The sequence below is a fragment of the Paenibacillus sp. FSL H8-0457 genome (assembly GCF_038051935.1).
GTDB classification, from domain to species: domain Bacteria; phylum Bacillota; class Bacilli; order Paenibacillales; family Paenibacillaceae; genus Paenibacillus_AQ; species Paenibacillus_AQ lautus_A.
In genome coordinates, this window is record NZ_CP150293.1 from 3162998 (window position 1) to 3178178 (window position 15181).

Annotated in this window: 14 protein-coding genes; 11 read left to right on the forward strand and 3 right to left on the reverse strand. The window is 49.9% G+C overall.

All coding sequences use genetic code 11. From position 1 onward, the window contains the following. Positions 1–226 precede the first annotated feature (226 nt). From MHI43_RS14130 to MHI43_RS14175, 10 genes are all read left to right on the forward strand, one after another. Entirely contained in the window at positions 227–1948 is a 1722-nt protein-coding gene (locus MHI43_RS14130; protein ID WP_036663313.1) for an extracellular solute-binding protein, read from the forward strand. 84 nt (positions 1949–2032) lie between these two features. Next, entirely contained in the window at positions 2033–2923 is an 891-nt protein-coding gene (locus MHI43_RS14135; RefSeq protein WP_009595306.1) for an ABC transporter permease subunit, read from the forward strand. Positions 2924–2943: 20 nt separating this feature from the next. Beyond that, positions 2944–3831 (forward strand): carbohydrate ABC transporter permease, encoded by an 888-nt coding sequence (locus tag MHI43_RS14140; RefSeq protein ID WP_015735007.1) that lies wholly within the window; start codon positions 2944–2946, stop codon positions 3829–3831. Between the two features lie 24 nt (positions 3832–3855). Then, on the forward strand, positions 3856–5142 hold the full coding sequence (locus tag MHI43_RS14145; protein ID WP_036663309.1) for a Gfo/Idh/MocA family oxidoreductase: 1287 nt from the start codon (positions 3856–3858) through the stop codon (positions 5140–5142). 403 nt (positions 5143–5545) lie between these two features. Then, the gene (locus MHI43_RS14150) at positions 5546–6079 is read left to right on the forward strand and encodes a hypothetical protein (RefSeq protein WP_036663307.1); all 534 of its coding nucleotides are present in this window, start codon (positions 5546–5548) and stop codon (positions 6077–6079) included. Positions 6080–6341: 262 nt separating this feature from the next. After that, a complete protein-coding gene (locus MHI43_RS14155; protein ID WP_036663304.1) occupies positions 6342–7499 on the forward strand; it encodes a type III polyketide synthase in 1158 nt (385 codons plus the stop codon). Then, positions 7486–8199 carry a methyltransferase domain-containing protein gene (locus MHI43_RS14160; protein WP_036663302.1) on the forward strand — a complete coding sequence of 238 codons (714 nt, stop codon included), beginning with the start codon at positions 7486–7488 and terminating at the stop codon, positions 8197–8199. The genes MHI43_RS14155 and MHI43_RS14160 overlap by 14 nt, the downstream gene beginning before the upstream one ends. A gap of 68 nt (positions 8200–8267) precedes the next feature. Next, positions 8268–9419, forward strand: coding sequence for an FAD-dependent oxidoreductase (locus tag MHI43_RS14165; RefSeq protein ID WP_036663300.1), 1152 nt, complete (start codon positions 8268–8270; stop codon positions 9417–9419). 145 nt (positions 9420–9564) lie between these two features. Beyond that, positions 9565–10110 carry a DinB family protein gene (locus MHI43_RS14170; RefSeq protein WP_036663299.1) on the forward strand — a complete coding sequence of 182 codons (546 nt, stop codon included), beginning with the start codon at positions 9565–9567 and terminating at the stop codon, positions 10108–10110. An 84-nt stretch (positions 10111–10194) separates the two neighbouring features. After that, complete coding sequence (locus MHI43_RS14175; RefSeq protein WP_036663297.1) at positions 10195–10992, forward strand: polysaccharide deacetylase family protein; 798 nt, start codon at positions 10195–10197, stop codon at positions 10990–10992. Positions 10993–11097: 105 nt separating this feature from the next. On the opposite strand, the gene MHI43_RS14180 is transcribed toward MHI43_RS14175, so the two are convergent. Beyond that, on the reverse strand, positions 11098–11544 hold the full coding sequence (locus tag MHI43_RS14180; protein WP_015735015.1) for an OsmC family protein: 447 nt from the start codon (positions 11542–11544) through the stop codon (positions 11098–11100). Positions 11545–11757: 213 nt separating this feature from the next. Then, the gene (mscL, locus tag MHI43_RS14185; RefSeq protein ID WP_015735016.1) at positions 11758–12156 is read right to left on the reverse strand and encodes a large conductance mechanosensitive channel protein MscL; all 399 of its coding nucleotides are present in this window, start codon (positions 12154–12156) and stop codon (positions 11758–11760) included. Between the two features lie 491 nt (positions 12157–12647). Between mscL and MHI43_RS14190 the strand changes: the two genes are divergently transcribed. Continuing rightward, positions 12648–14144: an Lsa family ABC-F type ribosomal protection protein gene (locus tag MHI43_RS14190; RefSeq protein WP_015735017.1), complete on the forward strand. Its 1497-nt coding sequence runs from the start codon at positions 12648–12650 to the stop codon at positions 14142–14144. 122 nt (positions 14145–14266) lie between these two features. Here MHI43_RS14190 and MHI43_RS14195 read toward each other — a convergent pair whose 3' ends face one another. Then, complete coding sequence (locus tag MHI43_RS14195) at positions 14267–15154, reverse strand: TetR/AcrR family transcriptional regulator (protein WP_036663294.1); 888 nt, start codon at positions 15152–15154, stop codon at positions 14267–14269. Positions 15155–15181 lie beyond the last annotated feature (27 nt).

Sequence of the window (15181 nt, forward strand, 5' to 3'; positions counted from 1 at the left end):
CTCCTCACTCCCTAGCTTCATCCAACTGAAGCGTTTTGAAAAAACGCACATCGAAAGCATAAGCTTCGGTGCTGAAAATCGATCTTTTTGAACACGCACAATAAGTAAAAAAAGTGAAAGGGATGTAAAAAACTTAAAATTGATAGCGCTTTCGTGCGGAATCTATAATGATATCTAAGCAGCACGGATATCAAGAATATGCCAGATCAAGGGGGATATAGCCATCATGAAATGGACCAAACTAGCGAAAATGATGTTGATTAGCACGATGACGCTTTCGGTAATGGCGGCATGCTCGAATCAGGGGAACGAATCGGAGGGGACACCGAACAAAACCTCTGCCGAGGAGACGAACTCCAATACGCCGCCGGATCCTCTCGGCAAATATCCTGAAACGGTAACGGTCACGCAAGTGCTTGGCTACAATCCGCCCGAGGACCCGCGGACGCCGCAAGGGATTACGCCCGAACAGAATGCTTACTTCAAAGATCTCAAAGACATGCTGAACATTGAAGTCCAGTACAAATGGACAGTGCCTTCCAGCCAGTTCGAGCAAAAGTTTTCATTAGCCATGGCTTCGGCCGACCTGCCGGACATTATGGAGCTGGACCAGAAGAACTTCGAGAAGCTGAAGAAGCAGGACATGCTTGCCGATCTCACCCAAGCTTATAACGACTTCGCTTCGCCGGCATTGAAAAAATACATGGAATCCGACGGCGGTTTTGCGATGAAGACGTTTACCTCAGACGGAAAGCTGCTCGCGATTCCCGGTTTCGAGGATCCGTTCCTGTCCACCCAGCTGCTCTGGATCCGGAAGGACTGGCTCGATAACCTGAATCTGCAGGCGCCGAAAACGATGGATGAGCTGGAGCAGGTTGCTAAAGCCTTTGTGCAGCAGGATCCCGATCAAAACGGCAAAAACGACACCTACGGTATCGCCATGCAAAAGAATCTGTTCTTTTGGGGCTTTGACCTGAGGGGCTTCTTCAATGGATTTGGCGCTTACCCTTCCATCGGGGACAATCAATCGGCCTGGATCAAGGACGACAGCGGCAAGCTGATCCCCGGGCTCATACAACCGGAAGTCAAGACCGCGCTGGGCAAGCTGCAGTCCTGGTACAAGGAGGGAATTCTGGACAAAGAATTCGCCTTGAAGGACGAGAACAAGTCCGTTGAAGATATTACGGCAGGCAAGGTGGGCATTTCTTACGGGGAATGGTGGTATCCGAACTGGCCGTTGAATCTGAATGTTGACAAGGATCCCAAGGCAGACTGGATTGCCCTTCAGATTCCCGGACTCGACGGGCCGGGCAAGTCCATGGTTCCCAAAATCCGCAGCAACAAACTCGTGGTCGTGAACAAAAAAATGAAGAATCCGGAAGCCGCCATCAAAATGATCAACTTCTACATCGAGATGGGCAACAAGAAATACATGGACCAGAACAAAGCGGAAAAAGGATACGTCTATAATTGGTTCAACCCACGGATCTATAATCCGGCACAAATCGAAACGATCTATACGGAAGTAAACAAGGCTCTCGATGCAAACCAAACGGAAATCACGCTGGATGACGAGAACTACAAAAATGTGGCGGACGTCTTCAAGGCGGCAAAGGATTATCTTGCAGGCAATACCGCGAATGCCTCGAAAGGCGTAAACTGGGGCCAATATTTCAGCCGGGCGGCGAAAGACGGCGGCTGGGGCATGACGCGGCAAATCAAAGAGAATCAAGCTTACGTAAATAACGAGTTCTACGGACTGCCAACGGCAACTCAAGTCGAGAAGGGCTCCCAGCTTGATAAGCTGATGCAGGAAACCTTCACCAAGATCGTCATGGGGGCCTCGCTGGACGAATTCGATAAATTCGTTCAGAGCTGGAAATCGCTGGGCGGGGATCAGATCACCCAGGAAGTCAATGATTGGTACGGCCAGCAGGGCGCCAAATAATCTTGGATTGATAAAGCGGGAGGAGAAGCCCTTGAGGAAGCCGGCAGACTCCTCCCGTTTGAAATGGACGGGGAGGTTTCATCTGTGAGAACGCTGAAAAAAGAATATTTGCTGCATTTGATGCTGCTGCCGGGAGTCATTGTCACGTTGATTTACGCATACGGGCCCATGGCCGGCCTTGTGATGGCCTTTCAGCAATTCGAGCCGCTGGCAGGATTCTTCCGCTCGGATTTCGTCGGCTTCGATAATTTCCGCTATGTCTTCGAACTGCCCGATTTCAAGCAGGTTCTGTGGAATACCATCGTGATTTCCGTATTTAAAATGGTTTTGTTTTTACTGGTGCCCCTGATATTGGCACTGCTCCTCAACGAAGTCACGCGAAGATGGTTTTCGCGCTTTATCCAATCCGCCATCTTCCTGCCGTTCTTTCTGTCCTGGACCGTGCTCGGCGGCGTCATCATCGAATTGTTCTCCTTGAATGGTCCGGTGAACGGCCTTCTGGGCGCGCTCCATATGGAACCGATCATGTTCATGCTGGATAATAACTGGTTCCGCGGGATCGTCATCGGATCGGATGTATGGAAAGGGATGGGTTACAACATGATCGTCATGCTTGCAGCCATCACCGGAATCCATGCGACGCTGTATGAGGCAGCAGAAGTAGACGGAGCCGGAAGATGGAAGCAGATGATTCACATCACGCTGCCGGGCATGGCGCCGATTCTCATTTTGCTTGGCGTGTTGAGCCTTGGCGGCATTCTTAACGCAGGTTTCGAGCAGATCTTGATCATGTACAACCCGACGGTTTATGAAGGGGCGGATATCATTGATACCTTCGTTTATCGACTGGGCATGTTCAGCCAGCAGTTCGGTCCTGCCGCCGCCGTCGGTTTCTTTAAATCCGTCATCTCTCTGGCGCTCGTGGCCGTGACGTACTATGCGGCTTACAAATATAACAATTATCGGATCTTTTAGGCTGGAGTGGAGGTAGGAAGATGCATAAACCAACGATCAGCAGAAGACTGTTTGTAATCACGAATACGCTGGTGCTGTCCCTCATCACCTTGCTCGGTATCATTCCGTTCGTTCATTTGCTCTCGATTTCGCTAAGCTCGAATACGGCCGCAATGGCGGGAGAGGTGAGACTCTGGCCCGTGGGCTTTAACCTGGACGCTTACCGGTACTTGGGCGAAAAGGTAGAGTTTTTCCGTTCGTTCCGCGTCTCGCTTACCCGGGTCGTGTTGGGGACGGCGGTGAATATGCTTCTTGTATTCATAACGGCGTATCCATTATCGAAATCGAATCATCAATTTAAGTTCCGTACGCCGTATGTGTGGTTTTTTGCCATAACGATGTTTTTCGGCGGGGGATTGATTCCCACGTACATGGTCGTGAAGAATACCGGACTCATCGACTCCGTGTGGGCTTTGATTCTGCCCGGAGCGCTTAACGTATGGAACATGGTTCTGATGCTGAACTTCTTCAGGACAATCCCGAAGGAGCTGGAAGAAGCGGCAACGATTGACGGTGCGGGACACTGGAGAATATTATGGCGAATTTACCTGCCGGTTTCGCTGCCGTCCATTGCGACGATCGGTCTGTTCACCATCGTGGGGCACTGGAATGCTTGGTTTGACGGTATCCTGTACTTGAATTCGCCGGAAAAATACCCGCTGCAAACCTATTTGTCCACCCTCATTATGTCGATCAATTCCCAAATGACCTCGATTTCGATCGAACAGATCAAGGCGATGGAGAATTTGAGCGAAAAAACGCTTCGAACGGCCCAAATCTTCATGGGCGCACTGCCGATCATGGTCGTGTATCCGTTCCTGCAGAAGTATTTTGTCAAAGGGATGACGGTCGGAAGCGTGAAAGAATAAGACCTACGGAGGGAGAGGAAACGGATGAATAAAGTGAAGGTCGCCCTGATCGGAGCCGGTCTGCGGGGCATCAATTATATGGACTATGCCCTGCAGCATCCCCATGAGATGGAGGTGGTCGCCGTCGCAGAACCGAATCGGCAGCGGAGGGAACAGTTTCAAGAAAGGCATGGGCTTGAAGACGCGGCATGCTTCGAGAACTGGAATGATTTTTTTACAGCACCCAAGGTCGCGGACGCCGTGTTCATATGTACCCAGGATAAGCAGCATTTCGAGCCGACAATGCGGGCGCTTGAGACCGGCTACCATGTGCTTCTGGAAAAGCCGATGTCTCCGGATCCCGAAGAGTGCATCCGGATGGGTGAAATGGCTTCGCAGGCCGGTTTGGTATTTTCGATCTGTCATGTGCTTCGGTACACGCCGTTTTTTTCCACCATCAAGGAGCTGCTGGAGCGTGAGGCTATCGGCCGATTGATGTCGATTCAGCATAACGAGAACGTGGGTTATTGGCATCAGGCGCACAGCTTTGTGCGGGGGAATTGGCGGCGGACGGAAGATTCCAGCCCAATGATACTGGCCAAGTCCTGCCATGATCTGGATATGCTGCTCTGGCTTGCCGATTCGGATTGCGTCCGGGTATCCTCCTTCGGCTCGCTCGGCCATTTTACGGCTGCGCAGGCACCGGCAGGCGCACCCAAGCGCTGCTTGGACGGATGTCCGGTCTCGGATGAGTGCCTCTATTATGCACCTGATCATTATTTGACCGAGGACACGAATTGGCCGACCTCGGCGATCAGCGACGATATGAGTTATGATGCCCGATATCAAGCGCTGCTGGAGGGGCCGTACGGCAGATGCGTATACCATTGCGACAATGACGTGGTGGATCATCAGGTCGTCAATATGGAGTTTGCCAACAGCGTGACGGTCGCCTTCACGATGAGCGCGTTTACGCGAGATGTCAGCCGCACGATCAAGCTGATGGGAACCCGCGGGGAAATCCGCGGAGCCATGGAGAAGAACGAAATAGAGATCATTCACTTTGACAGCGGGAAGGTCGAGCGAATTTCTTTTGCGGACCGGGGCGGCCATGTCGGCCACGGCGGCGGAGATATGGGTCTGATCAAGGATTTTCTGAGATTGGTGCAAACGGGAGGAAACAATCAAGGACTTACATCGGCAAGCCGTTCCGTACAAAGCCACCTTATGGCATTCGCGGCTGAGCAGTCGAGAGTGGATGGAAGGATCATCTATCTAAATGAGTTTGCGCAGCAGTTCAGTACGCCGATCAGAACGATGTCGGGGAAATAATGTTTAAATCTTGAAGCCTGATTGCAGTCGCAATCAGGCTTGTTTGATATAGTAAAGAAAAGACGCCGCGCCCAAGCACCTGGATATGGTAAAATAAACCGGGTGCCATATATAAAACACTCATACGGTTCGTAAATCTGAATCTGGAATGGAAGAGGCACTACGCTTATGAAGCGAATAGGGAAAATTGGGAAGATTCGGCACCTGAAACCATTCCTACGGGCCGACTCTCTTTTCTGGCTTGTGCAAGCATATAGGATATCGCATATTTGGTTTGGCCCGAATCGGACGACGCCATAGAGCCGGAGCCCGAGGTGTGGGTTTATTTAAGTTATAGCGAGAGCCGCCACCGGAACTTGGCCGAATTTCTTGAACGGTTGCTCAGCTGATAGGAGGACGATTTTTGAAATATCTGAAAGATGTTCAGGAACCGGGAATGGGGACCTGGTATTTTGAAGTGGATCACGACGGAACGGCTTACAGGCAGATGGTTCATGATGAGGACGGCAGCTGGATCACGTCGAACCGAAAGCATGACTCCCGTCATTTCTTGCTGGCGGAGCATCCACTTGATCCGAAAGAACCCTATTATGAAGAAATCAGTCAAGCTGCATTCGAAGAGCTCTGGCAGAAGCAGCTTTTGGTCTGGATGGAGGACTGGCAGCGGATCCAGCGCATGTTTCCTATAGGCGCACGAGTAGAAGGCTGGATCGAGGCCTTTTTTCCGCAAGGCACTTTGATTCATTTGCTAGAGCCGCATGCGGTCGGTTTGACGGACACCTCCGCTCTGGAAGCCGGTACCCCTCCCGAATGGATGTACCCTCGATATCGTGTGGTTGCCGAGGTATCCGGTTACGACCAATCCAACCAATGGGTTCTTCTTGCCCATGCGGAAGTTCTGGGAAGTCAGGATGACGAAGCTGAACCCGGCAAGTAATATAACCGAAGATCCGTTGCGTTCATCCGTTCAGGATCAACAGCCATTGCTTTTCCTTTGATGACAAGGATCGTCGAGTCTGAAAAACCACGTGAATCGTGGTTTTTTTTGTTTGCGGATGCGATTTTACAAGTGATTTGGTTTGAATTGGATATGATTTGCTATGTTCGGGTTATCCTAACCTCAAATAGAAGTTAAACGAGTTCAAAAAGCCCCGGGGTGGGTAATCATGTATAATTCCAAGACTGCAGGAGGTTTGAGCATGAAGCAAACAAACGGTAGATCCGATGTCGCGATTCTCGGGATGGGCACGGCATTGCCGGTGCATTCCGTAGCTCAGTCGGATATCGCAGAATTAATCGCATCCACGCTGCAGGACAGACCTGATCTGGCCCGCTTTGCCCGAAGAGTATTTCGATCCTGCGGTGTCGAAACTCGTTATACTTGCGAATCCAACTATTTGGATCCCTTGGAGAAGTGCCGATATTTGCATTCCCATGACGCGTCCGTCATTCCGACAACCGAAGAGCGTATGGATACATATAAGAGAGAGGCCCTCCCGCTTGGCGTAGAGGCTGCCGAGAAGGCATTGAAAGATGCCGGCATGTCTCCGGATCGAATTACGCATCTCATTACGGTCAGCTGCACGGGTCAATACCAGCCGGGGATGGATGTTCTGTTGATCCGGAAGCTGGGGCTTTCTCCGCGGGTCAATCGTTTGCCGTTAATCTTCCAAGGCTGTGCCGCTGGTCTTAAAGCAATCCAAATGGCGCGGGATGTTGTGAGTGGGGCGCCGGGTTCGCAGGTGCTGGTCGTGTGCGTGGAGCTTTGCACGCTTCACTTCCAGCCGGTTCGGGAGAGGGAAGCATTGTTTGCGGCCTCATTCTTCGGCGATGGTGCCTCGTCCTGTGTCATCGGTCAGCCGGAAGCAGAGCATCGGCATTATGTGGAGCTCGGCACGGGATATTCCGTCCTGCTCCCGGATTCAACGGAGGATATGACGTGGGAGGTAGGCAATACGGGCTTTGATCTTTTCTTGTCGCCGCGCATTCCCAAACTGCTCGGTGCTCATCTGGAGGATGAACTTCGTGTTCTGCTGGGAGGCGACAAGCTTCCGGAATTATGGGCGATTCATCCGGGCGGCCGGGGCATCGTAGATTCGGTGCAGGAAGTCATGCGCTTGACCGACGAGCAAACCCACTACAGCCGGGAGATTCTAAGAACGGCAGGCAACCTCTCCTCCGTGACGATTATGTTCGTGCTGAACGCGATGCGCCAGAAGATGAAAGAACGGAATGAAGCTTCGACGGAAGGAGTAGCCATGGCTTTCGGACCTGGCTTGACGGCGGAGCTTATGCGTTTTACCTATGTGAAGGCTTATGCGCCATCGGTTAAGGAGCAGGACCATGTCCTTCTTTAGAACGCTGTCCAACCGGGCACAAGAAGATGAGCTTATGGATGACTTCTCCATGGGCGGAGAAGAGCTGAGCGAAGCGCTCCGGCATTTAAGGCGGTTGAATCGCATATTCGCGGCACCAGGCCCGACCTTGGACGGCGTGGTGAAGCTCTGGAAATCGGTCGGCTGTCCGAACACCCTTAGCATCATGGATGTTGGCGCGGGTTCCGGCGATGTGAACCAGAAGCTGCTGCAATGGTCGGATCAAATGGGCGTGGAGCTGAGCATTACCTTAGTCGATGTGACGGAAGAAGCCTGCGAAGAGGCGAGACGGCTGTTTCGTCATGAACCGAGGGTTCAAGTACGCCGCGCGGACGTTAAGGAACTGCCCGATGCGTCGGCTGATATCGTGACCGGATCCCAGTTCATCCACCATTTTCAGGGACAGCAGCTCTTGGAGATCGTGTCGCATATGCTGCGAACTTCCGTTCATGGCGTCGTCATTAACGATATCCATCGGCATCCTGTGCCTTACGCGGCCGTCTGGATCACAACGCGTCTCATCTCCCGCAATCGTTATATTCGTCACGATGGGCCGTTATCGGTTGCCAAGGGGTTTAAGGGGAGAGATTGGAGAGAGCTGAACAAGCAGCTTAATCACGCCACCTTAACCTATCGATGGAAGCCGTTGTTCCGCTATTCCGTTGTTATCCCAAAACGATAGGAAGCCATAATCGGTTGCCAAAACCGATGATTAATTCTTCATGCAAGCTAAAAGGCGGGTGTTCACATATGTCAAAGCAAGCCGATGTAATGGTCATCGGAGCGGGAGTTGCCGGAACGAGCTGTGCCCTGCAGCTTGCCAAGCAGGGGCATCGTACGATCCTGCTGGATCGCCAATCCTTTCCGCGCCACAAAACCTGCGGCGAATTCATGTCCCCAGAGACCCGAGAGATGCTGGAATATCTGGGTGTCCATCTTCAAGTCCAGGAGGTGAACCCCGCTGCGATGGATCATGCCTCTATCGTGATGCCTCATGGCGGCGTCATCACCGCTCCGTTACCGGGTAAGGCTACCGGCATCAGCCGTTACGAGCTGGATCGCCTATTGCATGAGAGTGCCGTAAGCGCGGGTGCGGAAATCGTAACGGGGTCTGCCGTGACCGAGATCCGGAAGCGAGGCGATCATCGATATGAAATCGAAACGAGGCAAGGGAACGAGCAGATTCGGTATGAGGCAAGAGCCGTCATTGGAGCCTACGGTACTAAGAAGCCGCGCGGTGTTGCTTCAGCCGAAACCTATCGCGATGATACCGTATATGTCGGCGTAAAATCGCACTTTGCCGGCATCACTGTGCCTTCCAGGGTGGAGTTGTATTTTTGCGAGGGCGGTTATGTCGGGATATCGCCGGTCGAGAATGGGAAGGTCAACGTGGCTGCATTGCTGACCTTGAAATCGGTACAAGGAAGCGGCAAATCGGTACCCGAAATTCTCAAAGCCGCATCGCGCTCGAACAACAGGTTAACTGAACGGTTGGCTGAAGGAGAGCCGGTAGAAGGCACCCAGGTATCGATTGCCCCGCTTCGTTTATCCGACAGACCGGAACCGTGGTCGCAATATCCGCACATAGGCGATGCCATGTTGATGCTTCCGCCGCTTTGCGGAGACGGAATGTCGGTTGCCCTGCGTTCATCTCTGCTGTGCTCCGGCTGGACCGACAAATATTTAAACGGAGAAATCAACTTCGCTCAATGGCAAAATCATTACACGTACGAAGCCAATCGCACCTTTGCGCAGCTGCTTCGAAGGGCGAGAAGAATTCAGAATCTGGCTTTTGCCAAAAGCAATCGCTTCTATCCCGGCATCGTCCGGATGATCCCCGGACTGGCTTCCTATATCGTCAAAGCCACCCGTTTATCCGAATCGGGCATGGGCACCAGATAAGCCGCATCCTTGCGGCTTTTTTGTTTGCTGATGTTCAGATCCATGGATTGATTGGTGATAAACAATAGCTTATTATATCCTTATATTAATAGACGAATATGTATAACGTCTATATTATAGTTAATCGATGACGGAGGTATGTACTATGCAGGACGAAAATACGGCTAACCCGCCTTGTATCCTTCGAAACACCCTTGATTTCCAGTTCCAAATCGCTTGGCAGTTGCTTGATCTGCATCTCACGGGCCTTCAAGACGAGGAGTTTTTTTGGCGGCCTGCCTCGAAGGGGCTTCATGTTTATCGCGAATCCGGAATCTGGCGCGCGGAATGGCCGGAATCCGAGGAGTACGACATCGGCCCGCCCAGCATATCCTGGCTGACATGGCATATCACCTATTGGTGGACGATGGTGCTGAACCATTCGTTCGGAAACGGGGCGATGACCCGCAACGATATCCATTCTGCTGGAAGCGTTCAAGAGGCCAGAGAGCGGATTAACGATTTGAGACTGCGATGGGAACGTGAAGCGGCGGCTTTGACGGACGATGCTTTTCTTTCGACGGAACGAACCAAGTGGCCTTTCACGGATCAACCCTTTCATAAGCTGGCGGCCTGGCTTAATGTCGAGCTGATGAAAAATGCGGCTGAGATCGGCTATGGTCGTTTCCTATATGCCGTAAACAGGAAATAATAGATGTATCCCCGGTGTCAATCATCGTATAATAAACTTAATAGGATATGATGCGAGTCCATATCTTAAATGGGAGGAACTTGAATGCGCATACAATATGACCGTTTTCCCAATGGCGCCAAGGAGGCATTGACGCTTAGCTTTGATGATGGCCGCGAATATGATCGGAAATTGGTCAAGAAGCTGAATGAGTACGGAATGCGGGGCACGTTTCATTTGAACAGCGGAACGCTTGGCAAAGACGGATACATCGACCCTTCGGAGGTGGCATCCTTGTACCATGGGCATGAGGTATCCGCGCATACCGTGGATCATCCCTTCCTGGAGCAAATACCTACGGAACAAGTGGTGGAGCAGGTTATAGAGGATCGGAAAGCGTTAGAAGCTCTGGTTCATTACCCCATTAAGGGGATGAGTTATCCGTTCGGCACTTACAGTGAACAAGTGATCGGCCTATTAAGATATGTCGGCATGGAATACGCTCGCACGGTAAACAGCCATGGCTCGTTTCACAAGCCGGATGATTGGCTTCGGTGGCATCCGACTTGTCACCATAAAGATATGGTGGAATACGCCGAGAAGTTCGTGGATATGCGGCAGATTTTCTCCAGGATGGCCATCCTGTACGTGTGGGGCCACAGTTATGAGTTCGAGAACGACCGCAACTGGGATCTCGTGGATCGGTTCGGGGACATGATCGGCGGCCGGAATGATATCTGGTATGCCACGAATGCCGAGATCTATGCATACTGCAGTGCCTTGGACCAACTTCGTTTCTCGGCAGATAGCCGGATGATCCATAACCCCAGTGCCTTAAACGTATGGATTAGCGTAGATGGCGAGCCTTTAGAGATCAAAGGTGGTCAGATGGCGCGTTTGTAGATTTGGAAGGTAGAGCCCAGCGTGGACTCAAGTTCTTAAGCATAAGATAAAAGAGGGATGCAGGACTGCTGTGTGCAAGTCTTGCATCCCTCTATGTACATGAGTTCAGTTTTCGATGACGATGCGATTTAGCTTAAGATTCACCGGCGCAGCAATCGTATCGCCCACAGGGCATTTACTCTCCAGGAATGCCACGAACGACTCCACCTTATCGGCGGGCGATGGTGTCTTGATGTAAAACGTATATCGAATGTCGGAGTATCCGGGGCGTACCTCGGAGCGGTTAAAAAATCCGTCCAGATCCAAGTCGCCTTCGACGTCTACCCTGAAATCCTCCAGCACCACATCGAATTTCGGCGCATAAACACGGGCCACGATCGATTGGCATGCACCCAAGGAAGCAAGCAAGGCTTCGACGGGATTCATTCCGGTATCCGTACCGCCGAGACTTTGAGGCTCATCGATGACCAGCTCGAATTGTCTTGCTTTCGTTATAACTTTTACTCCTTCTTGCAATTGGGCGGTAGCTTTAAACGTTTGAACATTTGGCATGTGGATCTCTCCTTTTCCGGGCAGCCCAAGGTTGGACGGTTATTTGTCGTTCTATAAAATATACTATTTGTGTAGGATTAGTATGAATTATAATTCTAGTGATTCGGATCTGTCAATATCATATAAGGTCGGCAGGGATCGCCATGTGATCCGTAGTGGATCAAAAAAAGAACGTGTTTTCAGATTGAAAACACGTTCTAATGGAATCCTGTTTTATTTTTCGGAGGCCTGGTTTTGCTGTTTCAGCAAATCGCGAATCTCAGCTAACAAAACTTCTTCCTTCGACGGAGCCGGCGGTTCTTCGGCTTTGGTCTCTTCTTTGCGTTTGAAGCGGTTGAGCGTGCGGATGAACATGAATATCGAGAAGGATACGATCAGGAAGTCCACGACGGTTTGAAGGAAGACTCCGTATGTCAGCGTTGCGTCCCCGATGGTAGCCTTCAGCCCTGATAAATCCACACCGCCAAGAAGCAAGCCAATCACCGGCATAATGATATCGCTCACGAGCGAAGATACGATCTTGCCGAAGGCTGCCCCTATGATCACCCCGATGGCCAAATCCAGCACATTTCCCTTGAGTGCGAAGGTTTTAAATTCTTTTAACAAATTCATAATCGGTCACCTGCTTTTCGATCCATATGATTAGGCAGCTAGCTGCCACTCGAATTATCCTAACAGCAACCCGCTATTTGCGCAAGATCGGAAAGTCGGATATGATCCATGGTCTTCGTTCAGAATATTAAAACGGTGAGGCTCCCGAGCAGGTTGACCAAAGGGAGGTTTTCATGTTAAGTTTTTTTATATTCGGACTATAATGAGTGATCATACAGAGGAGGGATAAAGCGATGACTGAATTAGAGGTTGTAGATGTTTATGTGAACCTGTCGAAACGGGGAACACTAGACAAGGTTCACATCATAACCAATCAGATACCGGAACTTTATCCTTCTATATTCATATACAGGCATGCTTAGCGATGACTTGATCCATCGCTTGGTTTCTTTATGGTATAGTTAGGTTAACGTTAGCGTGGAAAGCACCGGGGATCTGGTGTTATCTGCGCTTTTTTCGTTCTGAAATTTCGCCATAGAGGAATGAGTAAAATGTCATTAATTAATGTAACGAACCTAACCTTTGCTTATGAAAGCAGTTATGATCCTATATTCGAGAATGTGAGCTTTCAAATCGATACCGATTGGAAATTAGGATTTACCGGAAGAAACGGCAGAGGGAAAACCACGTTCTTGAACCTGCTGCAAGGCAAGTATGAATACAGCGGGAATATTTCGTCCGCCGTGAGCTTTGACTATTTTCCTTACCATGTCGAGCACAAGGAGTATCTTACCCTGGATGTAATCGAAGAGATTTATCCGGAGTATGTTCATTGGCAAATCCTGCGCGAGCTTAACTTGCTGAAGGTATCGGAAGATGTTCTATACCGGCCTTATGCATCATTGTCGAACGGAGAACAAACCAAAGTGATGTTGGCGGCGCTCTTTACCAAAGAGAACCGCTTCCTGTTGATTGACGAGCCGACCAATCATCTTGACATGCATGCGAGAAAATCGGTCAGCGACTATCTGAGCAAAAAAAGCGGGTACATTCTGGTATCTCACGATCGAGCATTCCTGGATGACTGTGTCGACCACATCCTGTCCATCAATAAAACCAATATCGAGATCCAAAAGGGCAATTTCTCCGCATGGTGGGAAAATAAAAAGCGACAGGATCAATTTGAGCTTGCCAGTGACGAGAAACTCAGGAAAGACATTAAACGGTTAACCGATTCTGCCAAAAGAACGGGAAATTGGTCGCATGAAGTAGAAAAAACGAAAAACGGCACCAGAAATTCCGGCTCCAAAGTCGATAAAGGCTATATTGGCCACAAGGCAGCCAAAATGATGAAACGCTCCAAAAACCTGGAGCAGCGGCAACAATCCGCTATTGAAGAAAAATCGAAGCTCCTTAAAAATATCGAGAGCTCCGAGAGTCTTGCGATTTCCCAGCTCGAGTATCACAAAAAGCAGCTGGCCGAGCTAGAGAATGTATCCATCTCATATGGCTCCAAGACGGTGTGTGAGAACGTAAGTTTCACGATCGAACAAAGGGAGCGAATTGCCCTTTCGGGTAAAAACGGATCAGGAAAATCCAGCATCCTGAAATTAATATGCGGAGAAGATCTGCAGTACACGGGACATCTCAGCAGGGATCGTCAGCTGAAAATATCCTACGTATCCCAGGACACGTCCCATCTTCGGGGCAGTTTGTCGGATTATGCCACCAGCAGCGGAATTGACGAGAGCCTGTTTAAATCGATATTGCGGAAGCTCGATTTCTCGAGGCTCCAATTCGAAAAGGATATTTCGACTTATAGCGGGGGACAGAAGAAGAAGGTCCTGATCGCCAAAAGTCTTAGTGAGCAGGCTCATTTGCATATTTGGGATGAACCGCTTAATTTTATTGACGTGATTTCCCGTATGCAAATTGAAGAGCTATTGCTGGAGTATGCACCGACCATTCTGTTTGTGGAGCATGATCGTGCATTTTGCGAAAATGTTGCAACGAAAATCGTTGAGCTTGAAGGCAATCAAGAAGCATAGAAAAATTTCGAATAAAAAAGCTGTCCGCTCATTAGCGGCAGCTTTTTTTAACATTTTATTGTTATATCATCTAGGCAATCTTACAGAAGCCCAGCCTCGCTTGATTTCAATTGCACTCTACCTTAATTGCCTTCTCGAATCAACTGGAGCAGCTGATTCGTGTAAAAAGTCAGCTCGTTCTCCGAAGACAGATCCTTTAGCAGCGCTTGGATCAAAAAGGGTCGAGGACGTTCTGCGGAGAACTCTTCCCGCAGCATTGCCGTTACCTCAGACAAGTCATTTTTTCTAGAATTCGTAGAGGACATATCGGGGATAATCGACTCGATCGTATCCATCAACGCCGTTCTTCGAATTTCTTGCGTATGGGTAAGTGCTTCTAGATCAATCATCGAATATTCCTTCATGAGTTCGTCGGTGAGCAGGGGACGGGGATCACGTTTTTCCAATCCCAGTACAAGATCATCCATTCGCTCCGCAATGAAAACAGCCAATTCCTTTTGAATGAGCGGCTTGAATCCAAACAAGACATGAAAGGTATACTCTCGGATCAATCCGTTAAAGATCGCGGTAGCATCCCATTTCCATTCCGCTATCGAATCCCCGTACTGACGGAGCAAAATATCCTGGTAATAACGAAACATATTCAATTGGAGCTGATGAATGACGGAGCCGATCTTGTCACTGTTCGCTGGTGGAAGCTCATTGTGATCACGCGAAATATAATATCCATGCTCGATGAAAAAATCGAATTGGTAAGCGATCTCCTCAATAAATGTTTCCCTGCGGGATAAACCTTTATTGCGGATCTTCTCTACGGCATCAATCATATCTTGCTGTCGTTTCTCCAGAATACGGATGTACAGCTCTTCTTTGGAACCATAGTATTTATAGATTGAGCCTTTAGCGATGCTGCAATCATCCGCGATATCTTGAATCGAAGTGGCTTGATATCCTTTTTCGGCAAAGGAACGAATAGCCGATTGCATTATTTTTTCTTTTAGCAAGCTCATAGCGTGACCCCCTAACGATGTTCAAAT

Coding starts and splice junctions, on each gene's coding strand:
- mscL (WP_015735016.1), bottom strand. CDS start 12,156: ATGAATTTGTTAAAAGAATTTAAAACCTTCGCACTCAAGGGAAATGTG.
- MHI43_RS14175 (WP_036663297.1), top strand. CDS start 10,195: ATGCGCATACAATATGACCGTTTTCCCAATGGCGCCAAGGAGGCATTG.
- MHI43_RS14180 (WP_015735015.1), bottom strand. CDS start 11,544: ATGCCAAATGTTCAAACGTTTAAAGCTACCGCCCAATTGCAAGAAGGA.
- MHI43_RS14140 (WP_015735007.1), top strand. CDS start 2,944: ATGCATAAACCAACGATCAGCAGAAGACTGTTTGTAATCACGAATACG.
- MHI43_RS14145 (WP_036663309.1), top strand. CDS start 3,856: ATGAATAAAGTGAAGGTCGCCCTGATCGGAGCCGGTCTGCGGGGCATC.
- MHI43_RS14160 (WP_036663302.1), top strand. CDS start 7,486: ATGTCCTTCTTTAGAACGCTGTCCAACCGGGCACAAGAAGATGAGCTT.
- MHI43_RS14170 (WP_036663299.1), top strand. CDS start 9,565: ATGCAGGACGAAAATACGGCTAACCCGCCTTGTATCCTTCGAAACACC.
- MHI43_RS14155 (WP_036663304.1), top strand. CDS start 6,342: ATGAAGCAAACAAACGGTAGATCCGATGTCGCGATTCTCGGGATGGGC.
- MHI43_RS14130 (WP_036663313.1), top strand. CDS start 227: ATGAAATGGACCAAACTAGCGAAAATGATGTTGATTAGCACGATGACG.
- MHI43_RS14195 (WP_036663294.1), bottom strand. CDS start 15,154: ATGAGCTTGCTAAAAGAAAAAATAATGCAATCGGCTATTCGTTCCTTT.
- MHI43_RS14165 (WP_036663300.1), top strand. CDS start 8,268: ATGTCAAAGCAAGCCGATGTAATGGTCATCGGAGCGGGAGTTGCCGGA.
- MHI43_RS14190 (WP_015735017.1), top strand. CDS start 12,648: ATGTCATTAATTAATGTAACGAACCTAACCTTTGCTTATGAAAGCAGT.